The sequence below is a fragment of the Rhizobium sp. 05L429 genome, assembly GCF_056397645.1.
In genome coordinates this window covers 18,602-39,661 of record NZ_JBFTNV010000007.1, presented here as the reverse complement: position 1 = coordinate 39,661, position 21,060 = coordinate 18,602, and the positions used below count along the sequence as shown (strand labels likewise).

24 protein-coding genes are annotated in these 21,060 nt (G+C 60.7%); 11 read left to right on the top strand and 13 right to left on the bottom strand.

Going from position 1 to position 21,060, the window contains the following annotated elements:
* Positions 1–104: 104 nt before the first annotated feature.
* The 3 genes from AC1DNW_RS09110 to AC1DNW_RS09100 all read right to left on the bottom strand — a co-directional run bounded on the left by AC1DNW_RS09110 (position 105) and on the right by AC1DNW_RS09100 (position 2,369).
* Positions 105–611 carry a GNAT family N-acetyltransferase gene (locus tag AC1DNW_RS09110; protein ID WP_113509419.1) on the bottom strand — a complete coding sequence of 169 codons (507 nt, stop codon included), beginning with the start codon at positions 609–611 and terminating at the stop codon, positions 105–107.
* 124 nt (positions 612–735) lie between these two features.
* Positions 736–1,998, bottom strand: a complete 1,263-nt coding sequence (locus tag AC1DNW_RS09105) for an RNA polymerase sigma factor (RefSeq protein WP_113308754.1) — start codon at positions 1,996–1,998, stop codon at positions 736–738.
* A complete protein-coding gene (locus AC1DNW_RS09100) occupies positions 1,995–2,369 on the bottom strand; it encodes a YciI family protein (protein WP_113308753.1) in 375 nt (124 codons plus the stop codon). Before AC1DNW_RS09100 ends, AC1DNW_RS09105 begins: the two co-directional genes overlap by 4 nt.
* A gap of 205 nt (positions 2,370–2,574) precedes the next feature.
* Here AC1DNW_RS09100 and AC1DNW_RS09095 point away from each other — a divergent pair, with 205 nt between their 5' ends.
* Entirely contained in the window at positions 2,575–3,537 is a 963-nt protein-coding gene (locus AC1DNW_RS09095; RefSeq protein WP_113308752.1) for a hypothetical protein, read from the top strand.
* Positions 3,538–3,588: 51 nt separating this feature from the next.
* Here AC1DNW_RS09095 and AC1DNW_RS09090 read toward each other — a convergent pair whose 3' ends face one another.
* Positions 3,589–4,230: an HD domain-containing protein gene (locus AC1DNW_RS09090; protein WP_113308751.1), complete on the bottom strand. Its 642-nt coding sequence runs from the start codon at positions 4,228–4,230 to the stop codon at positions 3,589–3,591.
* A 117-nt stretch (positions 4,231–4,347) separates the two neighbouring features.
* On the opposite strand from AC1DNW_RS09090, the gene AC1DNW_RS09085 reads away from it, so the two are divergent.
* Positions 4,348–5,319, top strand: a complete 972-nt coding sequence (locus AC1DNW_RS09085) for a helix-turn-helix domain-containing protein (protein ID WP_113308750.1) — start codon at positions 4,348–4,350, stop codon at positions 5,317–5,319.
* 59 nt (positions 5,320–5,378) lie between these two features.
* On the opposite strand, the gene glpK is transcribed toward AC1DNW_RS09085, so the two are convergent.
* Positions 5,379–6,872: a glycerol kinase GlpK gene (gene glpK, locus AC1DNW_RS09080; protein WP_113509418.1), complete on the bottom strand. Its 1,494-nt coding sequence runs from the start codon at positions 6,870–6,872 to the stop codon at positions 5,379–5,381.
* 36 nt (positions 6,873–6,908) lie between these two features.
* Positions 6,909–7,055 carry a hypothetical protein gene (locus AC1DNW_RS09075; protein WP_162747107.1) on the bottom strand — a complete coding sequence of 49 codons (147 nt, stop codon included), beginning with the start codon at positions 7,053–7,055 and terminating at the stop codon, positions 6,909–6,911.
* Here AC1DNW_RS09075 and AC1DNW_RS09070 point away from each other — a divergent pair.
* The 4 genes from AC1DNW_RS09070 (at position 7,054) to xdhC (ending at position 12,698) form a co-directional block, all read left to right on the top strand.
* On the top strand, positions 7,054–7,830 hold the full coding sequence (locus tag AC1DNW_RS09070; protein WP_113297474.1) for a 3-hydroxybutyrate dehydrogenase: 777 nt from the start codon (positions 7,054–7,056) through the stop codon (positions 7,828–7,830). The two genes, AC1DNW_RS09075 and AC1DNW_RS09070, sit on opposite strands and share 2 nt — an antisense overlap.
* A 29-nt stretch (positions 7,831–7,859) precedes the next feature.
* Positions 7,860–9,329, top strand: coding sequence for a xanthine dehydrogenase small subunit (gene xdhA, locus AC1DNW_RS09065; protein WP_113308748.1), 1,470 nt, complete (start codon positions 7,860–7,862; stop codon positions 9,327–9,329).
* A 178-nt stretch (positions 9,330–9,507) separates the two neighbouring features.
* Positions 9,508–11,844, top strand: coding sequence for a xanthine dehydrogenase molybdopterin binding subunit (xdhB, locus tag AC1DNW_RS09060; RefSeq protein ID WP_113308747.1), 2,337 nt, complete (start codon positions 9,508–9,510; stop codon positions 11,842–11,844).
* 2 nt (positions 11,845–11,846) lie between these two features.
* Entirely contained in the window at positions 11,847–12,698 is an 852-nt protein-coding gene (gene xdhC, locus AC1DNW_RS09055; protein WP_113308746.1) for a xanthine dehydrogenase accessory protein XdhC, read from the top strand.
* Here the strand turns inward: xdhC and AC1DNW_RS09050 are convergent.
* Entirely contained in the window at positions 12,674–12,868 is a 195-nt protein-coding gene (locus AC1DNW_RS09050) for a hypothetical protein (RefSeq protein WP_113297642.1), read from the bottom strand. The genes xdhC and AC1DNW_RS09050 overlap by 25 nt on opposite strands.
* A gap of 100 nt (positions 12,869–12,968) precedes the next feature.
* Between AC1DNW_RS09050 and AC1DNW_RS09045 the strand changes: the two genes are divergently transcribed.
* Entirely contained in the window at positions 12,969–13,865 is an 897-nt protein-coding gene (locus tag AC1DNW_RS09045; protein WP_113308745.1) for a LysR substrate-binding domain-containing protein, read from the top strand.
* Positions 13,866–13,899: 34 nt separating this feature from the next.
* Here the strand turns inward: AC1DNW_RS09045 and AC1DNW_RS09040 are convergent, their stop codons facing one another.
* Positions 13,900–14,232: a hypothetical protein gene (locus AC1DNW_RS09040; RefSeq protein ID WP_113297641.1), complete on the bottom strand. Its 333-nt coding sequence runs from the start codon at positions 14,230–14,232 to the stop codon at positions 13,900–13,902.
* Between the two features lie 432 nt (positions 14,233–14,664).
* Here AC1DNW_RS09040 and AC1DNW_RS09035 point away from each other — a divergent pair, with 432 nt between their 5' ends.
* The gene (locus AC1DNW_RS09035) at positions 14,665–14,853 is read left to right on the top strand and encodes a hypothetical protein (RefSeq protein WP_477852493.1); all 189 of its coding nucleotides are present in this window, start codon (positions 14,665–14,667) and stop codon (positions 14,851–14,853) included.
* A gap of 8 nt (positions 14,854–14,861) precedes the next feature.
* Here AC1DNW_RS09035 and AC1DNW_RS09030 read toward each other — a convergent pair whose 3' ends face one another.
* Complete coding sequence (locus AC1DNW_RS09030) at positions 14,862–15,056, bottom strand: hypothetical protein (RefSeq protein ID WP_113297469.1); 195 nt, start codon at positions 15,054–15,056, stop codon at positions 14,862–14,864.
* 168 nt (positions 15,057–15,224) lie between these two features.
* Between AC1DNW_RS09030 and puuD the strand changes: the two genes are divergently transcribed.
* From puuD to AC1DNW_RS09015, 3 genes are all read left to right on the top strand, one after another.
* On the top strand, positions 15,225–16,463 hold the full coding sequence (gene puuD, locus AC1DNW_RS09025; protein ID WP_113308744.1) for a urate hydroxylase PuuD: 1,239 nt from the start codon (positions 15,225–15,227) through the stop codon (positions 16,461–16,463).
* Positions 16,460–17,782: a guanine deaminase gene (gene guaD / locus AC1DNW_RS09020; RefSeq protein WP_113308743.1), complete on the top strand. Its 1,323-nt coding sequence runs from the start codon at positions 16,460–16,462 to the stop codon at positions 17,780–17,782. The genes puuD and guaD overlap by 4 nt, the downstream gene beginning before the upstream one ends.
* A gap of 84 nt (positions 17,783–17,866) precedes the next feature.
* The gene (locus tag AC1DNW_RS09015) at positions 17,867–19,009 is read left to right on the top strand and encodes an alpha-hydroxy acid oxidase (RefSeq protein ID WP_113308848.1); all 1,143 of its coding nucleotides are present in this window, start codon (positions 17,867–17,869) and stop codon (positions 19,007–19,009) included.
* 104 nt (positions 19,010–19,113) lie between these two features.
* On the opposite strand, the gene AC1DNW_RS09010 is transcribed toward AC1DNW_RS09015, so the two are convergent.
* From AC1DNW_RS09010 to AC1DNW_RS08995, 4 genes are read right to left on the bottom strand one after another with little or no spacing between them, the layout of a single operon-like run.
* On the bottom strand, positions 19,114–19,854 hold the full coding sequence (locus tag AC1DNW_RS09010) for a metallophosphoesterase family protein (RefSeq protein ID WP_113308742.1): 741 nt from the start codon (positions 19,852–19,854) through the stop codon (positions 19,114–19,116).
* Position 19,855: 1 nt separating this feature from the next.
* The gene (gene uraH / locus AC1DNW_RS09005; RefSeq protein WP_113297465.1) at positions 19,856–20,212 is read right to left on the bottom strand and encodes a hydroxyisourate hydrolase; all 357 of its coding nucleotides are present in this window, start codon (positions 20,210–20,212) and stop codon (positions 19,856–19,858) included.
* On the bottom strand, positions 20,209–20,709 hold the full coding sequence (locus tag AC1DNW_RS09000; RefSeq protein ID WP_113308741.1) for an ureidoglycolate lyase: 501 nt from the start codon (positions 20,707–20,709) through the stop codon (positions 20,209–20,211). Before AC1DNW_RS09000 ends, uraH begins: the two co-directional genes overlap by 4 nt.
* 6 nt (positions 20,710–20,715) lie before the next feature.
* Complete coding sequence (locus AC1DNW_RS08995; RefSeq protein ID WP_477852553.1) at positions 20,716–21,042, bottom strand: HepT-like ribonuclease domain-containing protein; 327 nt, start codon at positions 21,040–21,042, stop codon at positions 20,716–20,718.
* Positions 21,043–21,060 lie beyond the last annotated feature (18 nt).

The following is a 21,060-nucleotide window of genomic DNA, read 5'->3' as shown; positions in this document are numbered from 1 at the left end:
GGCATCCTGTTGAATTCAGCCTCGAGATAAGGACGCCGCGAGTGAAGAGCAAACAGAAATTCTGGAACGATAGCTTCGAGAAAATCGATAGCCGGAACACCTCGTCAGCATAGCCGCGGTTCGGCCAGAATACCCATGATCACCACGTCCTGATAGTCGCCATCAAGCATGATTGCATTGCGCAATACACCCTCATACTCGAAACCGGATTTCTCGTAGAGACGAATGGCCCGCTGATTGGAGGCATTCACGCTGAGCTCGATCCGGGTCAGCCCGATGGACCATGCCGCGGCAAGCGCCGCCTCCATCAGGCGGCTGCCGATGCCCTTCCCGCGGTAATCGGCAAGCATTCCCATTCCGAGCATTCCGGCATGCAGCGCATTGAACTCGGTATTACGCCTGACATCACACCAGCCGACGACGCTAACGCCATCGAGCGCAACGAAGTGCGGATTGCCCCGCTCCATATTCTCAAGCACGAAGGCCCTGCTCCGTTCGATCGGCGGCGCGTCTTCGCGCGCCAGATATTTCCGTTCCCGCGCAACAGCACCGAGAACGTGGTGATACTCGTCGATAGTATCGACGGTGATTGGCGCGATGGAGATGGTCATCCGAAATTCCCTGCTGAAATGACGCCACCCTATGGGCAAAAGAGCGGCTGCACCAATTCAACCTGGTTGCGGATACCAGCAGCGAATGTGATGAATTGTCGTTTCGATCGAACAGGAAACGAGACTACGTTCTCGCGACAGGCTGCGCCGCCTCTTCCTGCATCTTGTCGATCTGCCGGCGGATATGCGCAGCTTCCGCCGCCGAGTGCGCAAGCGCGATGGCGCGATCGAAGGCTATGCGCGCCGGTGCAATGCGGCCGAGCTGCTTCAGCAAATTGCCGCGCAGGCCATGATAATAGAAATAGCCGTCGAGTTTCTCGCCGAGTGGCTCGATGAGATCGAGCGCTTCCTGGGGTCCATTCAGCTTTGAGACCACGACCGCGCGGTTGAGCGTTACCACGGGTGAAGGCTGGACACGTTCGAGCGCACGATAGAGCAGATCGATTTCCACCCAGTCGGTATCCTCGGCGCGTTTTGCGCGGGAATGGACGGCAGCAATTGCCGCCTGCAGCTGATAGGGACCGGGCTTGCGGTGACGCAGCGCCTTGTCGAGCAGCGCCAGCGCCTCGTTGATGAACGGCCGGTTCCAGAGCGAGCGGTCCTGATCTTCCAGAAGCACGATCTCGTCCTCGGTGTTGAAGCGCGCCTGCCGGCGGGAAATCTGCAGCAGCATCAGAGAAAGCAGCCCCATCAGTTCCGGCTCGGCGGGGAAGATGTGCAGCATCAGCCGTGCCAGCCGGATCGCCTCGTCGCTGAAGGCGGCCGCCTCCTGCTTGGGATCGGCCTGGCTGTAGCCTTCGTTGAAGATCAGATAGATCATCGTGCTGACGATCACCAGCCGCTCGGCCCTCTCCTGCGGGCTCGGCGTTTCGAAAGGCACCCCGGCTTTCGCCACCCGCGCCTTGGCGCGAGTGATACGCTGCTCCATGGCGCTTTCGGAGACGAGGAAGGCACGCGCGATCTGCGTGACCGACAGGCCCGAGACGATGCGCAGCGCCAGTGCGATCTGCTGGGTGGCCGGCAGGTCCGGATGGCAGCAGATGAAGAGCAGCCGGAGGATATCGTCGCGATAATGGGAATCGTCCAACCGATCGGCGATATCGCTTTCGGCGTCCTCCGTATCGGAAATCTGGTCCTCGTCGGGCAGGGCCTGGATCTTCGCCCTCTTGCGCACCGCATCGATGCCGCTGTTGCGGCCGACGAAGATCAGCCAGGCCGTCGGGTCACGCGGCGGCCCCTTTTCCGGCCATGTCCGGATCGCCCTCAGGCATGCCTCCTGAAACGCCTCCTCCGCCGTATCGAGATTGCGGAAATAGCGTAGCAGCGCGCCGAGCGCCTTCGGCCGGGCCGAGGCAAGCGCGAGGTCGATCCAGGCAATGTCTGTCATGATGCGGTCTCTCCCGGCCTGAAGGTGTAGAACGGCCGAATTTCGTAAGAGGTGGAACCCGGATTGACCGCCGAAAGCTCTTTGGAAAAGGCAATCGCGTCATCAAGCGTCTCGAAATCAACCGTGTAGAAGCCGAGAAGCGCCTCCTTGGTTTCCGCAAACGGGCCATCGACCACAAAGGCCTCGTCCTTGCCCTTGCGCACGGTCGTTGCCGTCGTCGTCGGCATCAGCCGGCCTGTCGGGCCGAGCTTGCCGGCAGCGGCGAGCGGCTCGATCACGGCATGGAGATTTCCCATAACGGCAGCCTCTTCCTCCTCGGTCCAGGCGAAGACGGTTTCTTCATTGGCGTAGCAAAGGATTGCGTAAAGCATCGGTAGCTCCTCTTTCCGAATGACGAATGAGTAACCGCTTGGCCGACAGGGCGCATCAAAAAATTGCGGATGGTAAAACGAGTAATTCTGATGGAAGCGGCCCGATTAACTGTGCGCACGGGCTCGGCAATCGCCGCCATTGAGTTGCCCGATTTGGTCCCGAGAGCTTTGCGCGCTTTCCATCACCTTTCTATTCGAGAACCCCATGAACAAATCTCAGAGACTTCTCGTCGCGCTCGCCACCCTCGCCCTGCCGATGCAGGCTGCCCATGCCGCCTCCGCTCCCGAAAACTTCCTCTATATGGGCTCCGGCGATCTCGCCGCCGCAAAGGCGAAGCTCGCTCGGCCCGATATCGGTGGCGTGCAGGTCGTCTATAATTGGAAGGGGTTGGAGACGGCGAAGGGTCAGTATGATTTTTCGGCAATCGAGCAGGATCTCGCCATTGCCAAGGGGCTGAACAAAAAGATGTTCATCCAGGTGCAGGACCGCTTCTTCAATCCGAAGGCGCGCAACATTCCGGACTACATGCTGACCGAGCCGGAATATGACGGCGGCCTGACCCCGCAATTCGACAATCCCGGCGAAAACAAGCCGGTCGGTTCCGGCTGGGTCGCGCAGCAGTGGAACCCGGCCGTTCGCGAGCGATATCAGGCGCTCCTGAAGGCACTTGCCGAAAAGTTCGACGGTCAGATCTACGGCATCAACTTGCCGGAAACGTCGATCGATCTCGATCCGAAGCACGAGCCGAAAGGTTTCTCCTGTGACGCCTATTTCTCGGCCGAGATGGAAAACCTCGCCTTCGCCCGCAAGGCGTTCGAAAAATCGCTGGTCGTGCAATACGTGAATTTCTGGCCCTGCGAATGGGAGAACGACCACAACTATATGGGTCGGCTCTTCGATTTTGCGGAGAAGAACAATGTCGGTCTCGGCGGTCCCGATATCGTGCCGAACCGCAAGGCGCAGATGAAGAACTCCTATCCCTTCTTCAACAAATACAAGGGCAGGCTTTCCTATGTCGGCCTCGCCGTCCAGGAGCCGACGCTGACCTACAAGAACCCGCTGACCAGGAAGCCCTTCACCAAAGAGGAGTTCACCACCTTCGCGCAGGACTACCTCGGCGCAAACGTGATCTTCTGGAGCACGGCGACACCCTGGCTGAAGAAGTAACGAGAACAGGCAGGCGGCATCGAAGCCGCCTGCCTGGAGTTTTCGAATACTCTAGCCGACCCAGGCAGAGTTGCGGATCACACTGCAGAAATTGCCTCTGTGGAAATGTGGATCCTTGTCGGCCAGCACATCCGCCTTCACATTGCCGAAGGTCGTTTCCGGCTTGTGCTTGATGCCTTCGTAGAAGGTCTGGAGGATATCCTCTTTAAAATGCGGCGTGCGCGGATGCGTATGCACCACAGCTTCGCGATCGGTGTCATGGAAACCGTGATAATCGATGCCGAGCACGTCCATCTCCACGCCCGCCGTCACCAGCGCCACGACCGGATGCATGTGCTGCGGAATGCCGGGTGTCGTATGCAGCGCAATTGCCGTCCAGACCGTGTCGATATCACCCTGCGAGATGCCGTAACTCCTGAGGAAATCACGAGCGGCATTGGCGCCATCGACCTCGAAACGCTCATGCTCCGAACTGTGCTGATGCGTCAGTCCCATGTCGTGGAACATGGCACCGGCATAGAGCAGTTCAGGGTCGAACTTCAGCCCACGGCGCTTTCCCGAGAGTGCGCCGAAATAGTAGACCCGGCTGGAATGGTGAAAGAGCAGCGGCGACTCCGTGTCCCGAACCAGCGCGGTGATGTCGCGTGCCAGCTTGCTGTCTGGAATGCTGATATCGCCAATCGTCAATGTCATCGTCTTTCTCCTTGATGGTGGATGTCAGGGAGAGTAAAAGCGGCCCACAATGGCGGCAATCGACGCTATCCGTCATTTTCTGCCAAAACCATTCCGCCGCGGACATGAGGCCGTCAGATGAAACCCAGGAACATCGCCATCCTTGCCGTTCCCGGCGTCCAGCTTCTGGATGTCTCCGGCCCGCTCGACGTCTTCGCCGAGGCTAATGTTCAAAGCGGCACGGAGGCCTATTGCCCCGTCGTTATCGCCACCACCCATGGCCATATCCGCAGTTCCTCCGGCGTGAGGCTGGTCGCCGACTACACGATCGAGGATGAGATCGGTCCGCTGGATACGCTGCTCGTCGCCGGCTGCCCGAATGCGGCCGAGATCGAACCCGATGCAAAACTGCTGACATGGCTCGGCAAGACCGCACCGAGGGCCCGGCGTTACGGCTCAGTCTGCAGCGGCGCGTTTCTGCTCGCGGCCGCCGGGCTGCTCGACGGCCGACGAGTAACGACCCATTGGGCCGTCGCGGAAAGGCTGCGTGAAGCCTATCCTTCCGTCGCCGTGGAGGAAGATGCGATCCACGTAGCGGATGGTGAACTGAGGACCGCGGCCGGAGTTACGGCCGGCTTGGACCTCGCCCTCTCCCTCGTCGAAGAAGATCTCGGCCGTGACGTGGCGATGCGCACGGCAGCCCAACTCGTCATGTTCTTCAAGCGTCCGGGCGGCCAGATGCAGTTCAGCCGCAAGGGCGAAGCAGCCCCTGCGGGCCGTTCGGCATTGCAGGAGGTGCAGCGTTGGATCGCCGCCAATCCGGCCGTCGACCATAGCGTGGCGGAACTCGCCCGCCGGATGGAACTCAGCCCCCGTCATTTCGCCCGCCTCTTCCGCGAAGAGGTCGGGATGACACCGGCAAGCTGGGTCGAATCCAGTCGCATCACGGCTGCCCGCCGGTTGCTCGAAAGCGGCCATGCGCCGAAACAGGTGGCCAGCGAATGCGGCTTTGCCGACGACGACACCCTGCGCCGCGCCTTCACGCGCCATCTGGGCGTCACACCTGCGGAATACCGCAAGCAATATGCTCATATGAACCCGGTGACCTAGCGCAATTCCAGCAAAAGTCTGCAGCGGTTTTGCGTCCGGAATTGCGTAAATACAAAGAGTCAGAGCTCGCTCAGCGTCCGCTTCACCGCATTCTTCCAACCCTTAAGCTTGGCGGCACGGGTCTTCTCGTCCATCGAGGGCTCGAAGCGTCGGTCACGCTTCCAGGTCGCGGAAAACTTCTGCCGATCCGGCCAGACACCGGCCCTGCTGCCGGCAAGCCAGGCAGCACCAAGCGCCGTCGTCTCCAGGATCACGGGGCGATCGACAGGTGCTTCCAGAAGATCCGCAAGCCGTTGCATCGTCCAGTCAGAGGCAACCATGCCCCCGTCGACGCGCAGCACCGTATCGTCGGTGCCGTTCTTCCAGTCCTTCTGCATCGCCTCCAGGAGGTCGCGCGTCTGGTAGCAGACGGCCTCAAGTGCGGCACGGGAAAGCTCCGCCGGCCCACTATTGCGCGTCAGGCCGTAGATCGCGCCGCGCGCCTTGGCATCCCAATGCGGCGCGCCGAGGCCGGTGAAGGCCGGCACGAGATAGACCTCCTGCGTCGGATCGGCCTTCTCCGCCAGATCATTCGTATCGGATGCCCTGTCGATAACACCGAGCCCGTCACGCAGCCACTGGACAGCCGCCCCTGCAATGAAGATCGAGCCTTCAAGCGCATAGGTCGTCTGACCATCAAGGCGATAGGCGATGGTCGTCAGCAGCCGGTTCTTCGATCGCACCATGTCGCTGCCGGTGTTGAGAAGCGCAAAGCAGCCGGTGCCATAGGTCGATTTCAGCATCCCCGGCTCGAAGCAGGCCTGGCCGATCGTCGCCGCCTGCTGGTCGCCGGCAACGCCGAGGATCGGGATGGCCGCGCCGAAAAGCTCGGGATCGACCGTGCCGAAATCATCGGCGCAATCCTTCACTTCCGGCAGCATGGCGGCCGGCACGCGCAGGATATCGAGCAGGTCTTCGTCCCACTCGTTGGTCGAGATATTGAACATCAGCGTGCGCGACGCATTGGTCGCATCGGTGACAAAACTCTTGCCGCCCGTCAGCCGCCAGATAAGGAACGTGTCGATCGTGCCGAAACAAAGATCGCCGCGCGCCGCCCTCGCCCGCGCGCCCTTCACATTGGCAAGCATCCAGGAAAGCTTCGTTCCCGAGAAATAGGGATCGAGGATAAGGCCGGTCTTTTTCGTGAAAGTGCGCTCCAGATCCTGCCGCTTGAGATTGTCGCAATAGCTTGCCGTGCGCCGGTCCTGCCAGACGATGGCGTTCTGGATCGGCTTGCCGGTCTCGCGCTCCCAGACGACGACGGTCTCGCGCTGGTTGGTGATGCCAAGTGCCGCAATATCCCCAGCCGTTACCTTGGCTTCGCGCAGCGCCATATGGACTGTGGAAACGACCGAATCCCAGATTTCCTCGGGATCATGCTCCACCCAGCCGGAGCGCGGATAGATCTGCGTGAATTCCTTCTGGCCCATGCCGGCGATCTTCATGTCGCCGTCGAAGACGATCGCCCGTGTCGAGGTCGTTCCCTGATCGACCGCCAGAACATATCCACCCATGCGATTCCTCCCGCTGCATGCTGTTGTCGTGGCAAATCAATAGGGCAGGTCCGCCTGGCTTGGAAGGGCGTAAGTGGCGGTCTGGCCTCTCAGCCACTTCCCGATTGCCAGCACGCCGCCTTTGGGCATAACCTCGCGCTGACGCTGCAATGCAGCATCTCGCATCCAGGGAGGAAGAAGCATGAGCAGATCCGTCGTCGTCACCGGCTCCACCAGCGGTATCGGGCTTGCGATCGCCACCGCCTTTGCCGCCAGGGGCGACAACGTCGTCATCAACGGTTTCGGAAAGGACGACGAAATCAAGGCGATAATCGAACGCCTTGAATCATCGTCGAAAGCGAAGGCACTCTATCACCCGGCCGACATGACGAAGCCATCAGAGATTGCCGATCTGATCGAGACTGCCGGCAAGACCTTCGGAACGGTCGATGTGCTCGTCAACAATGCCGGCATCCAGCATGTCGAAAAGATCGAGGATTTCCCGATCGAGAAATGGGATCAGATCATCGCGATCAATCTGTCCAGCTCTTTTCATACGATGCGTGCCGCGATCCCGCTGATGAAGGCCAGAAAGTCCGGCCGCATCATCAACATCGCTTCGGCGCATGGTCTGGTCGCCTCGCCCTTCAAATCTGCCTATGTGGCGGCAAAACATGGTATATTGGGCCTGACGAAGACGGCAGCACTCGAGCTTGCCGAATTCGGTGTGACGGTAAACGCCATCTGCCCCGGCTATGTGCTGACCCCGCTCGTCGAAAAGCAGATCCCCGATACCGCCAAAGCGCGCGGCATGACCGAAGAGCAGGTCAAGACCGAGGTTATCCTCAAGGCACAGCCGACCCACGAATTCGTCAAGGCCGAGGAGATCGGAGCGCTCGCCCTCTACCTTGCAAGCGAGGAAGCCCGGCAGGTGACCGGCACGCATATCTCGATTGACGGGGGCTGGACAGCGGCATAACCATTTTAAGAAAAACAACCGGGAATATCATGAACGACAGCATCCGCTTCATCCTCAATGGCGAGGACGTTTCCTTGAGCAACGTCCGCCCGACGGAGACTCTTCTCGATTTTCTCCGGCTGAAGCGGCGGCTGACGGGCACCAAGGAAGGCTGTGCCGAAGGCGATTGCGGCGCCTGCACCGTGCTGGTCGGCCGGCTGATCGACGGCAAGCTCTTCTACGAATCCGTCAATGCCTGCATCCGCTTCACCGGCTCGCTGCAAGCGACCCATGTCGTGACGATCGAGCATCTGGCTGCCAGAGATGGCACGCTGCATCCGGTGCAGCAGGCCATGGTCGATTGCCACGGTTCACAATGCGGCTTCTGCACGCCCGGCTTTATCATGTCCCTTTACGGCCTCTGGCTGTCCAACGAGAAACCTGACCGCGCCGAGATCGAAAAGGCGCTGCAAGGCAATCTCTGTCGCTGTACAGGCTATGAGCCGATCGTCAAGGCCGCCGAGCAGGTGAGCCTGCAGCGACCGAGCGCCCTCTTCGATCCACTCGAAAAGACCCGTGCCGAAATCATCTCTCGCCTCTGGGCCATGCAGGCATCCGATACGATCTCGATTGTGTCAGAAGAAGGCCGCCTCATTGTGCCGCGCTCCGTTGACGCGCTTGCGCGGGTGCTTGCGGCCGAGCCGACGGCGACCATCGTTGCCGGCTCCACCGATGTCGGCCTCTGGGTGACGAAGCAGATGCGTCAGCTGAACCCCGTCGTCTTCATCAATCACCTGACGGAGCTTCAGACGATTACCGCGGGCGAATATGGCATCGCGATCGGCGCCGGCGTCACCTACACCCGCGCGCTCGACACCATCGCCCGGAAGATCCCCGCCTTTGCCCGCCTCATCACCCGTATCGGCGGCGATCAGGTGCGCAACATGGGCACGATCGGCGGCAATATCGCCAACGGCTCGCCGATCGGCGACAGCCCGCCGCCCCTGATCGCACTCGGCGCGCAATTGACGCTGCGCTCGGCCGAAGGCGCCCGCACGATCCCGCTGGAGGATTACTTCATCGCCTACGGCAAGCAGGACCGCCAGCCAGGCGAATTCGTCGAAAGCGTCTTCGTGCCCTACCCGGTCGCAGACGCCAAATTCGCAGTCTACAAGATCAGCAAGCGCCGGGACGAGGATATCACCGCCGTACTCGGCGCCTTCTATCTGGTGCTGGATGAGACAGACCGCGTGACTGACATCCGCATTGCACTCGGTGGCATGGCGGCAACGCCCAAGCGCGCCCGCAGCGTCGAGGCCGAGTTGATCGGCGAGCCCTGGACGGAAGCAACCATAGAGGCTGCACGCCCGGCCTTCGACACCGACTTCCAGCCGCTGACGGACTGGCGCGCGACCGCTGAATATCGCCAGTTGACGGCTAAGAACCTGCTGACGCGGTTTTACCTCGAAACGGTCGGTGCGCCCGCTGAACTGAAGCGGTTCGAGGAGGTGGCATCATGAGGATGACGCATATCGGCGCAAGCCGCCCCCTCATCCGCCCTTCGGGCACCTTCTCCCCGAGGGGAGAAGGGGGAAACGACACGACCCGGCATCCCCTTCTCCCCAGCGGGGAGAAGGTGCCCGAAGGGCGGATGAGGGGGCCACGCGGCACCACATTTCCTCCTGAAGGAGGCATCTAATGGACAAGTCTACCTTCGAGGATCGCAAGCTCATCAACGGCCAGATGCATGTCTCGCTGCGTCATGATTCAGCGCATAAGCATGTCACCGGAAGTGCCGATTATATCGACGATATTCCCGAACCCTCGGATCTCTTGCACGGCGCGCTCGGCATGTCCGACCGCGCCCATGCCGAGATCGTCTCGATGGACCTGTCGGAGGTCGCGGCCTATCCCGGCGTCGTCTGGGTCTTCACCGGCAAGGACATTCCGGGTGTCAACGACGTCAGCTCGAACGGTAGCCATGACGAACCACTGCTTGCCGAAACCCTGGTGCAATTCCACGGCCAGCCGATCTTTGCGGTGATTGCCGAAACCCGCGAGATCGCCCGCCGCGCCGCCCGCAAGGCGACGATCGAATATCGCGATCTGCCGCACTGGAGCGATATCGACGGCGCCATCGAGAACGGCAGCCCGCTCGTCATCACGCCAATGACGCTGAAGCGGGGTGAGCCCGAAACAGAAATGGCAAACGCCCCGCGCCGGCTGAAAGGCCGCATGCGCATCGGCGGCCAGGAACATTTCTACCTCGAAAGCCATATCGCCATGGCGATCCCAGGCGAGGACGATGAGGTCACCGTCTGGTCTTCGACCCAGCATCCAAGCGAAATCCAGCATATCGTCGGCCATGTTCTGAACATTCCATCGAATGCCGTGACTGTGAACGTGCGCCGCATGGGCGGCGGCTTCGGCGGCAAGGAAACACAGGGCAACCAGTTCGCAGCCCTTGCCGCAGTCGCCGCCAAGAAGCTGAAACGCGCCATCAAGTTCCGCCCCGACCGCGACGAGGATATGAGCGCCACCGGCAAGCGCCACGATTTTCGTGTCGACTATGAACTCGGCTTCGATGACGAGGGCCGCATTCATGCGGTCGACGCCACCTATTCGGCCCGCTGCGGTTTCTCCTCGGATCTGTCGGGCCCGGTCACCGACCGCGCGCTCTTCCATGCCGATTCCAGCTATTTCTATCCGCATGTGCACCTGGTCTCTCAGCCGCTGAAGACGCATACGGTCTCCAACACCGCCTTCCGCGGTTTCGGCGGCCCGCAGGGCATGCTCGGCGCCGAACGCTTCATCGAGGAGATCGCCTATGCCGTTGGCAAGGATCCGCTCGATATCCGCAAGCTGAATTTCTACGGTCAGCCGGGCTCGGGACGCACGACGACGCCTTATCATCAGGAAGTCGAGGATAACATCATCGCCCGTGTGGTCGAGGAGCTGGAGGACAGCGCCGACTACCGCGTCCGGCGCAATGCCATCGTCGCCTTCAATCGAGACAGCCGCTACATCCGCAAGGGCATCGCGCTGACGCCGGTCAAGTTCGGCATTTCCTTCACCATGACCGCCTTCAACCAGGCCGGCGCGCTCGTCCATATCTATCAGGACGGCTCGATCCACCTGAACCATGGCGGCACCGAGATGGGCCAGGGCCTCTATACCAAGGTGGCGCAGGTCCTGGCCGACAGCTTCCAGGTCGATATCGACAGGGTGAAGATCACGGCGACCACGACAGCCAAAGTGCCGAACACGTCGGCCACGGCCGCGTCTTCCGGCTCGGACCTGAACGGCATGGCCGCCTATGACGCGGCGCGCCAGCTCAAGGAACGACTGGTCGCCTTCGCGGCCGAGAAATGGGAGGTTCCGGTCTCGGAGATCACCTTCCTGCCGAACCGCGTGCGGGTCGGCGAGATCGAAATCCCCTTCCCCGATTTCATCAAGCAGGCCTATTTCGCCCGCGTGCAGCTTTCCGCTGCCGGCTTCTACAAGACGCCGAAGATCCACTGGGACCGCAAGGCCGGCCGCGGCACGCCCTTCTACTATTTTGCCTATGGCGCCGCCTGCACCGAAGTCTCGATCGACACACTGACCGGCGAGTATCTGATCGACCGCACCGATATCCTCCATGATGTCGGCCGTTCGCTGAACCCGGCAATCGACATAGGCCAGGTCGAGGGCGCCTTCGTTCAGGGCATGGGCTGGCTGACGACCGAAGAACTGTGGTGGGACGACAAGGGCCGCCTGCGCACGCACGCGCCCTCCACCTACAAGATCCCGCTCGCTTCCGACCGCCCGAAGATTTTCAATGTGCAACTCGCCGAATGGTCCGAGAATGCGGAAGCCACGATCGGCCGTTCCAAGGCCGTCGGCGAACCGCCCTTCATGCTGGCAATATCGGTCCTCGAAGCGCTCTCCATGGCCGTTGCCAGTGTCGCGAACTACCGCGTCTGTCCCCATCTCGATGCGCCCGCAACGCCCGAACGTGTGCTGATGGCTGTCGAGAGGATGAAGAGGGTGTAGCCATGACGCGGCGCGAGATCCTTTCCGGTTTTGTGCCCGGCAGCGACTTCCGCGCCTTTCTGGTCCTGCAGCCCGAAGCGATCCTCGTCGAAATCACCGATACACAGGGCTCGACGCCGCGCGAGGCCGGCACCTTCATGCTGGTCGCGGCTGGCAGCATGTGGGGCACGATCGGCGGCGGTCACTTTGAATTCATCGCCATCGGCAATGCCCGCGAATTGCTGGCGGGCACCGGCGGCACTGACATGATGGATATTCCGCTCGGACCGGAAATCGGCCAATGCTGCGGCGGCCGCACGCAACTGCGCTTTCGGCATGTGACAGATGCGGTCAGAGGCGAATTGGAGAAGAAGCAGGAAGACGAGGCAGAACGCCTGCCCGAGGTCTACGTCTTCGGCGCCGGGCATGTCGGCCGCGCCCTTGCCACCGCACTCGCCCCGCTGCCGCTTTCGGTCACCGTCATCGAGACCCGGCAGGATGAGCTTGCCAATCTTCCAGCTCGGACAAAATGCCTGTTGGTGCCGATGCCCGAGGCATTGGTGAAAGATATTCCTGCTGGTGCGGCACTCGTCATCCTCACCCACGACCATGCGCTGGATTTCCTGATCGCTCATGAAGCGCTCGCCCGCACCGATCTGGCCTACATCGGCATGATCGGCTCGGCGACCAAACGCGCAACCTTTGCAAGCTGGCTTTCCCGTGAGGCAGGCGGCGAACGCTCCTGGCTCGATCGCCTTACTTTGCCGATCGGCGGATCGGCGGTGAAGGACAAACGCCCCGAGGTGATCGCTGCCATGACTGCAGCCGAAATCTTGACCGCACTTGCCGCCTATCGCAACCGGTCATCCTCGTAACGCGGATCGCGTCCGTCCAGGAAGCCGAGATCACGCTTGATGCGATCGGGTGTGACATCCATATCCAGCTGCGGCATCCGGCTGCCGATCCCCCGGGCCAGCCGGCGGATCGTGATGGTGAGCAATCCTTCTCTTGTGGGAGAACGCTCTTCGATAGTTTGGCAATCCATGACATCACCTTGATGGTTTGATGAGATGATTGCAGTTTGCCGGGAAAAATGCTGCAATTCCAATCGAACAACCGTCTGCATCCATAAAGAGAACTTATCCATGAAGCTGTCGAAGCAGTTCCCGCTGAATGCGCTGCGCGTCTTCGAAGCCGTGGCTCGGCTCAGCAGTTTCACCAAAGCCGGCGACGAGCTCGGCATGACGCAGACGGCGGTCAGCTATCAGATCAAGCTTCTGGAGGAGAATATCGGCGAGCCGCTCTTCCTGCGCTTGCCCCGCCAGATCGAGTTGACGGAAGCAGGCAAACATCTCGCGCCCAGGGTCTCCGAAGCATTCAACATTCTGATCGAAGCCATGGCCTCGATGCGCAAGGCGACCGGGGAAACGCTGACGATCCATTCGACGGCGACCTTTGCCCAGCAATGGCTCTCGCGCTACATCGGCGCGTTCCAGCTGCAATATCCTGATATTGCGGTGAGGCTGATCACATCGGGCACAATCGTCGATTTCCAGAAAGAGGCCGCCGACGTGGCGATCCGTTGGGGTCGCGGCGATTGGCCGGGCCTGATCAGTCATCGGCTGATGAGACTTGATTACTCCCCCATGCTGAGCCCCAAGCTCGCGGCCGAAATCGGTGGCATCCACGAGCCGGCAGACCTGCTGAAGCTTTTCCTGATCAGCGCCGGCGATTCCTGGTGGGCAGAATGGTTCACGGCGGCCGGAGTCAAGGACGCCGATCTCTCCCGCTATCCGAAAAGCGAATTCGGCACCCAGATCCTCGATGCCAGCATCGCCATTGCCGGCGGCGGGGTCGCCATGCTCAATCCCGGCCATTTCCAGGACGATGTCGCCGCCGGCAGGCTTTATCAGCCCTTTGAACTGACCGGCAATGACGGGCGCGACTATTGGCTCGGCTATCCTGAAAACAGGCGGAACGTGCCGAAAATCAAAAATTTCCGGAAATGGCTGCTGCAGAAATTCGATGTGGAGCAGGACTGAACATGTCACGCAAAATGGCGGGGCTTAAATCCTCTCAGTAGCCCATATCGGGCGCATAGAAACATCGCGGCGTATCTTCGTTCGGGAACAGGCAGATATGGTAGTCGCTATCGCCTGAATGCATCGCCCTGGTCATCGGCAGCAGGAAGACATGGCTTCGCGTTACCAGCCGGTGATCGCCGGGTCTCAGCGTCACGCGATAGCCATCCGGCGTGATGGCCACGGTCTTGGACGGGATCATCTGGCAATCGCCGTTTTCGGCATTTCCATTGCAACAGTAGGGGTCGTAACTCCAACCCGTAGCGGCGTCGTGGGCTGTCGCGAACGACGCATAGGCAATCATCACGCATGTCAGAATGCTGCGCATGGGCATCTTCTCCGTCGATGAATGCGCCGCCAGTGTCATGCGGTTTCCACCTCATCCCGGCGGCCTGTATTTCAAAACTGTAACCCGATCTTCACATTTCAAGGAATCGTTTGCTCCACTTTGGAGCATTAGCGGTGGATAAAATGTCGCAGAAATCCGCCATTTTTTAAGGCGTGCAAATGAGACGTCCGCTCCACAGCACAGCGTACAACCAGATTGCCACCTCAAATTGCGCGGATATAAGCACTGCGACGGAAGAGCAGTGATATGCTTTCGGCGGTTTCATGCTCGACCCCGGCAGCGGCTTGCTGCGGGATGGCCAGCCAGTTGCGCTCGGCCAGCGCGCGATTTCACTGCTCAAGGCGCTGCTTGATACCCGACGGTCGCCAGGTTGGAAAAGACACCTTAATTGAGGCGGGCTGGCCCGGGCTGATGGTCGAGGAGGGTAATCTTTCTGTACAGATCACCCATCTGCGCGAGGCACTCGGACAACAGCCGGATGGCCAGGAATGGATCATGACGCTGCCGCGCCTCGGCTACCGCCTTCTCAGGAACCGGGCTCGGCTTACCGACATCGGTGCACGGCCCCTTGCCGCGGCCGGCACGACTGCACCGGCTTAAACCGTGAATTAGTGCTTCTTCTGCTGCTCCTCGGCAGCCGCAACGCGGTTCAGCATCGCCACCATCTTGGTCTTGATCGAGCCATAGGTGCCGAGTTCGAAATTGCAGTTGAAGCAGGTGATGATGTCGCTGTCGATCGGCTGCGGGCGCGGAAATTTCATGCGCGTGTTGCGGCACTTCGGGCAAGGGACTTCGATCTGCATGTTTCAGCGGCTCCTTATTAGCGTCGTCGGCGATGCCTTAGCACAAATGCCGCACCCGGCAAGCTCTTCCTGCGATCTCCACTGCGGCAAGAAACCCCACGTGCCCCCTTTCCTCGCGCTTGAATTTCTCGCAATCTCACGAGTCGGGAAGAAGAACAGGGGAACTGAATGTATGAATATGCAATAGCCTGGGAGTGGCTGGCCTTTGCGGCGCGCTGGTTCCATGTCATCACCGCGATCGCCTGGATCGGATCGTCCTTCTATTTCATCGCGCTCGACCTGGGGCTGGTGAAGCGGCCGCATCTGCCCGCCGGTGTTCACGGCGAGGAATGGCAGGTCCATGGCGGCGGCTTCTACCATATCCAGAAATATCTGGTGGCGCCGGCGCAGATGCCGGAACATCTGACCTGGTTCAAGTACGAGAGCTATTTCACCTGGCTCTCCGGCTTCCTGATGCTCTGCATCGTCTATTATGGCGGCGCCGACCTCTTCCTGATCGACCGCCATGTGCTCGATATCAGCAGACCGGTGGCGATCCTGATCTCGCTTGCATCACTGGCCGGCGGCTGGATCATCTACGACCTGCTCTGCAAATCGCCGCTCGGCAGGAACACCTGGGGCCTGATGGCAGTCCTCTATGTCGTGCTGGTTTTCATGGGCTGGGGTTACACGCAAGTCTTCACCGGCCGCGCCGCCTTCCTGCATCTCGGCGCCTTCACCGCCACCATCATGTCGGCCAACGTCTTCATGATCATCATTCCCAACCAGAAGATCGTCGTCGCCGACCTGATCGCCGGCCGAACGCCGGACGCCAAATATGGCTACATGGCCAAGCAGCGCTCTCTCCATAACAACTACCTGACGCTGCCCGTCATCTTCTTCATGCTGTCGAACCACTATCCGCTGGCTTTCGGCACCGCCTTCAACTGGGTGATCGCCGCATTGGTCTTCCTGATGGGCGTCACGATCCGCCACTGGTTCAACACCACTCATGCCCGCAAGGGACGACCGACCTGGACCTGGATCGTCACCGTCGTGCTCTTCATCCTCATCATGTGGCTATCGACCGTGCCCAAGTTGCTGACGGGCGAAGATGAAAACGCGTCGGTCGCTCCCGCCTTCCAGCAGTTTGCCGGCGATCCGCATTTTCCCGCCGTGAAGCAGCTCGTCTCCACACGCTGTTCCATGTGCCATGCCGCAGAGCCGGTCTATGAAGGCATCGCCCGGCCACCGAAAGGCGTCGCTCTGGAAAATGACGCGGAAATTGCCGCGCATGCGCGGGAAATCTATATACAGGCCGGCCGCAGCCATGCCATGCCGCCGGGCAACGTGACCGACATCACCCCCGACGAGCGCAAGCTGCTCGTCGCCTGGTTCGAAAGCGCAGTCGAAGGCAAACGAGAATGACCACAACACTCCTGCGCGGGCGTCTGCTCTCCTTCCGCCGCGCCCCGCTCAGCCTCGCCGATAGCGAGAGCTATATTTATGAGACGGATGGCGGTCTGCTGATCGAGGATGGCATCATCGCAGCTGTCGGCGCCTATGACGACATCAAGGCGAAGGCGCCCGAAGACGTCAGCGAAATCGATCATCGCCCGCATCTCATCATGCCGGGCCTGATCGACACGCATCTGCATTTCCCGCAGATGCAGGTCATTGCCTCCTATGCCGCAAACCTTCTGGAATGGCTGAACACTTACACCTTCCCGGAGGAGTGCCGCTTCGTCGAAAGCGCCCATGCGCAGAGGATAGCCACGCATTTCTACGACGAGCTGATCCGCCATGGCACGACGACGGCGGTTGCCTATTGCTCCGTTCATAAGACATCTGCCGATGCCTATTTCGCAGAAGCTCTGCGCCGCAACATGCGCATGGTCGGCGGCAAGGTGATGATGGACCGCAACGCACCGCAGGGGCTGCTCGACACGCCTGAGATGGGCTACGACGAGACCCGGCAGGTGATTGCCGACTGGCATGGCAAGGGCCGCAACCACGTCGCCATCACGCCGCGCTTTGCGATCACCTCGACGCCCGCCCAAATGGAGGCAACGGCAGCACTCGCCCGCGAATTCCCCGACCTGCACATCCAGACGCATCTGTCGGAAAATCACGACGAGATCAAATTCACCTGCGAGCTCTATCCGGAGGCGATCGACTACACCGATATCTACGCCCGCTATGGCCTGCTCGGACCGAAGAGCCTCTTCGGCCACGCCATCCATCTTTCGGAGCGCGAAGCCGACGCCATGAGCGAGACCGGCGCGGTCGCCGTCCATTGCCCGACTTCGAACTTGTTTCTAGGCTCCGGCCTCTTTCCGCTGAAGGCGCTCTCGCGCCGCGAGAAGCCTGTTCGTATCGGCGTCGCCACCGATATCGGCGGCGGTTCCAGCTATTCCATGCTGCGGACCATGGACGAGGCCTACAAGATCCAGCAGCTTCTGGGCGAACGGCTGAACCCGCTCGACAGCTATTATTACATGACGCTCGGCAATGCCGAGGCACTCTCGCTGGCCGACAGGATCGGCACGCTGGAGCCCGGCACGGATGCCGACCTCGTCGTTCTCGATGCCGCCGCGACACCTGCCATGGCCCTGAAGATGGAAGTGGTGAAGACGCTTCCCGAGGAGTTGTTCCTGCTGCAGACGATGGGCGACGACCGCTCCGTGGCGGAAACATATGTGGCCGGCGTGGCGATGAAAAGCGGGCTTTCCCAAGCTGCCGGCTGAGACGAAAACCGACCTGGAATCAAATACCAAAGGCGGAAAAAGCATGGTATGCGAGAGCATCGTTCAGATGTGAAGGTTTGCTTCATGGCCACGCCGCTTACCATCGCCGATCTCAAGAAAATGGCTCAGCGCCGCGTGCCGAAGATGTTCTTCGACTATGCGGATTCCGGCGCCTGGACGGAATCGACCTACGCCGCGAACGAAGCCGATTTCAGGGATATCAGGCTGCGCCAGCGCGTGCTGGTCGACATGACCAACCGCACGCTCAAGACGACGATGGTCGGCCAGAACGTGTCGATGCCGGTGGCACTTGCTCCGACCGGCATGACCGGCATGCAGCATGCCGACGGTGAAATGCTGGCGGCCCGCGCCGCCGAGGAATTCGGCGTACCCTTCACGCTCTCGACCATGAGCATCTGCTCGATCGAGGATGTCGCCTCCGCCACGACGAAACCATTCTGGTTCCAGCTCTACGTCATGCGCGACAGGGGTTTCGTGGTCGATCTCATCAACCGCGCCAAAGCCGCCAAATGCTCAGCGCTGGTACTGACCGCCGACCTGCAGATCATCGGCCAGCGCCACAAGGATCTGCGCAACGGCCTGTCCGCCCCGCCGAAATTCACGCCGAAACATATCTGGCAGATGGCGACGCGCCCTTTCTGGTGCATGGAGATGATGAAGACGAAGCGTCGCAACTTCGGCAACATCCTCGGCCACGCCAAGGGCCTCGACGACCTTCCCTCGATCACCACCTTCGCGAACGAACAATTCGACCCGCAGCTATCGTGGAAAGATGTCGCCTGGATTAGGGAACAATGGGGTGGTCCGCTGATCATCAAGGGCATTCTCGATATCGAGGATGCGAAGCAGGCAGCCGACACCGGCGCCGACGCCATCATCGTCTCCAATCATGGCGGTCGCCAGCTCGATGGCGCCCCTTCTACGATCAGCATGCTGCCGCGGATCGTCGATGCCGTCGGCGACCGTCTCGAAGTGCATATCGATGGTGGTATCCGCTCCGGCCAGGATGTTCTGAAGGCAGTCGCGCTCGGCGCACGCGGCACTTATATCGGCCGCCCCTTCCTCTATGGCCTCGGCGCCATGGGCAAGGAGGGCGTCACGCTGGCGCTCGAGATCATTCGCAAGGAGATGGACATCACCATGGCGCTCTGCGGCAAGCGCGACATCAAGGATGTCGATTCCTCGATCATCGCAGGGCGGCAATAGAGCAATTCCAGCAAAAGTGCACAGCGGTTTTCCGCCGGGAATTGCGCAAAAACAGAGAGACAGAGCATCTTCGTGCTTCGAGGAAAAACGAAGATTCTCGAGGCTCAGCGCACGCGACCGCTCGCGAGCGCAGACGCCCATTCTGGGCGACCGTTGGCCTTTGCCAACGCCGACATAGCCATGTTGTCGTATCGGATATTGCGGAATTGTGCCGTCCATCCACTGGCCGATTTTTCCAGCACCGCATAACTCGCCATCGCGTGGCCGGTTTCGACCTTGTGCGGATAGGGCTTGTCGTCATCATAGGCCGGGCAACCGACGCTGCCGGGATTGACGATCAGGCGGCCGCCGGACAGCGCCGCCATGCGCGGAATATGTGTGTGGCCACATAGGATCAATGGGCTTTCGATACCTTCCGCCAGCGCTTCGATCTCTGCCTGCGGCCTGAACACCACGCTGCCATCGGCAGCGGCCATATCCAGCCAGTAGAGATTATCATCCTCAGGCGTTGCGTGGCAGAGATAGACTTCATCCCGGTAGATCAGGTCGACCGGCAGCGACCGCAGCCAATCGAGATGCGCGGCGTCGAGCTGCGCATAGGCGGCGGAGTCGGAGATGTGCATATCCTCCGGCCGCTGCTCGATCAGATATCTGTCGTGATTGCCGCGCACGGTCGGAATGGCGAGTGACAGCAGCCGGTCCGCCACCTTGCCAGCCTCCAGCGGACCGCTGAAGCAGTCGCCGAGATTGACGATATCGGTAATGCCCAGTGCTGCCATGTCGGCAAGCACCGCTTCCAGAGCCGCATGGTTTCCATGAATATCTGCGATCGCGGCAAAGCGCATGTCAGCTGCCCCGATAGGTGGAATAGCCATAGGGCGAGATCAGCAGCGGCACATGGTAATGCGCCGAGGTATCCGCGATGCCGAAGCGGATCGGCACGAGATCGAGGAAGGCCGGATGCGGCAGCGGCGTGCCGTTTGCCCTGAGATAATCGCCGGCATGGAAGAGCAGTTCGTAAGTGCCGGTTCGAAAGCTCTCGCCGATCAGGATCGGCCCGCCATCGACCCGCCCATCCGCATTGGTTTCGACGGACTTGAGATGGTGGCGAACCTCACCCTCGATATGGAAGAGATCGATCCTCAGCCCCTGCGCCGGCTTGCCGAGAGCAGTATCGAGAACATGGGTGGTCAGTCCGGTCATAGCTCTGGCTCTTTGATGATGAAGGGGATGTCGAAGAAGAATTCTTCCAGATTGTTGCCAGGCCCGTCACGATCGACAACCAGAAAATCGGAGGGCTCGCCGAGCGCCATCAGCGGATGGTGCCAGACATTGCGCCGATAGTTCACGCCCTGATCGCCGCGGGCGAGAAAGACCCGAGGTCGCCCCGGGCGCCCGTCCTCATCTTCGGAGACGACGACGAGGAAAGGACGGCCCGATATCGGCGAGAAGCTCTGGCTGCCGAATGGATGCCGCTCCATCATGCCGACGTCATAGGGAAAGCCGCGTGGCTGGCCGCGAAAGAGATTGATGATGATCCGCGCGCCCTCGCCCACGGCTTCGGGTGCCGCAAGCGCATGGAAGCGCTCGGTATTGCCGCCGTTGATAGAGCGCATGTTTGCCGGATCGGCTTCGATCACCTCGCCGAACGGCGCGAAGGCGGACTTTGTGAGAGGTTGTATGTCGAGATATCGGGACATTGCCTACTATTCGCCCTGCGCACGCCAGTTGCGGACAAGATCGAGCCTGTCGAGCAGATCAGGCACATCGTCCTTGGCTGTGGCCCAGACTGTCTCAAGATCAATGTCGAAATAACCATCGGCGATGCGGTTGCGCATACCGCGCATCGCCCCCCATGGAAATTCCGGGTGCTCGACAGGAAATTCGGGATGAATCTTCATCAGCTGAGCAGCTGTTTCCGACGCCATCAAGAGACTCATCCCGACAGCGCGCTGCAGGATAATATCCTCAAGAAACCGCTGCTTGCTGACATCCGCGATCATTGCGTTGGCCTCGGCCGCCGCGGATCGCATCCGCTCGAGAAGATACGG

Bases quoted from the DNA above. Each gene is read 5' to 3' on its own strand.
- AC1DNW_RS09110 (WP_113509419.1), bottom strand. From the start codon at position 611: ATGACCATCTCCATCGCGCCAATCACCGTCGATACTATCGACGAGTAT.
- AC1DNW_RS09105 (WP_113308754.1), bottom strand. From the start codon at position 1,998: ATGACAGACATTGCCTGGATCGACCTCGCGCTTGCCTCGGCCCGGCCG.
- AC1DNW_RS09100 (WP_113308753.1), bottom strand. From the start codon at position 2,369: ATGCTTTACGCAATCCTTTGCTACGCCAATGAAGAAACCGTCTTCGCC.
- AC1DNW_RS09095 (WP_113308752.1), top strand. From the start codon at position 2,575: ATGAACAAATCTCAGAGACTTCTCGTCGCGCTCGCCACCCTCGCCCTG.
- AC1DNW_RS09090 (WP_113308751.1), bottom strand. From the start codon at position 4,230: ATGACATTGACGATTGGCGATATCAGCATTCCAGACAGCAAGCTGGCA.
- AC1DNW_RS09085 (WP_113308750.1), top strand. From the start codon at position 4,348: ATGAAACCCAGGAACATCGCCATCCTTGCCGTTCCCGGCGTCCAGCTT.
- glpK (WP_113509418.1), bottom strand. From the start codon at position 6,872: ATGGGTGGATATGTTCTGGCGGTCGATCAGGGAACGACCTCGACACGG.
- AC1DNW_RS09070 (WP_113297474.1), top strand. From the start codon at position 7,054: ATGAGCAGATCCGTCGTCGTCACCGGCTCCACCAGCGGTATCGGGCTT.
- AC1DNW_RS09075 (WP_162747107.1), bottom strand. From the start codon at position 7,055: ATGCTTCTTCCTCCCTGGATGCGAGATGCTGCATTGCAGCGTCAGCGC.
- xdhA (WP_113308748.1), top strand. From the start codon at position 7,860: ATGAACGACAGCATCCGCTTCATCCTCAATGGCGAGGACGTTTCCTTG.
- xdhB (WP_113308747.1), top strand. From the start codon at position 9,508: ATGGACAAGTCTACCTTCGAGGATCGCAAGCTCATCAACGGCCAGATG.
- xdhC (WP_113308746.1), top strand. From the start codon at position 11,847: ATGACGCGGCGCGAGATCCTTTCCGGTTTTGTGCCCGGCAGCGACTTC.
- AC1DNW_RS09050 (WP_113297642.1), bottom strand. From the start codon at position 12,868: ATGGATTGCCAAACTATCGAAGAGCGTTCTCCCACAAGAGAAGGATTG.
- AC1DNW_RS09045 (WP_113308745.1), top strand. From the start codon at position 12,969: ATGAAGCTGTCGAAGCAGTTCCCGCTGAATGCGCTGCGCGTCTTCGAA.
- AC1DNW_RS09040 (WP_113297641.1), bottom strand. From the start codon at position 14,232: ATGCGCAGCATTCTGACATGCGTGATGATTGCCTATGCGTCGTTCGCG.
- AC1DNW_RS09035 (WP_477852493.1), top strand. From the start codon at position 14,665: ATGGTCGAGGAGGGTAATCTTTCTGTACAGATCACCCATCTGCGCGAG.
- AC1DNW_RS09030 (WP_113297469.1), bottom strand. From the start codon at position 15,056: ATGCAGATCGAAGTCCCTTGCCCGAAGTGCCGCAACACGCGCATGAAA.
- puuD (WP_113308744.1), top strand. From the start codon at position 15,225: ATGTATGAATATGCAATAGCCTGGGAGTGGCTGGCCTTTGCGGCGCGC.
- guaD (WP_113308743.1), top strand. From the start codon at position 16,460: ATGACCACAACACTCCTGCGCGGGCGTCTGCTCTCCTTCCGCCGCGCC.
- AC1DNW_RS09015 (WP_113308848.1), top strand. From the start codon at position 17,867: ATGGCCACGCCGCTTACCATCGCCGATCTCAAGAAAATGGCTCAGCGC.
- AC1DNW_RS09010 (WP_113308742.1), bottom strand. From the start codon at position 19,854: ATGCGCTTTGCCGCGATCGCAGATATTCATGGAAACCATGCGGCTCTG.
- uraH (WP_113297465.1), bottom strand. From the start codon at position 20,212: ATGACCGGACTGACCACCCATGTTCTCGATACTGCTCTCGGCAAGCCG.
- AC1DNW_RS09000 (WP_113308741.1), bottom strand. From the start codon at position 20,709: ATGTCCCGATATCTCGACATACAACCTCTCACAAAGTCCGCCTTCGCG.
- AC1DNW_RS08995 (WP_477852553.1), bottom strand. From the start codon at position 21,042: ATGCGATCCGCGGCGGCCGAGGCCAACGCAATGATCGCGGATGTCAGC.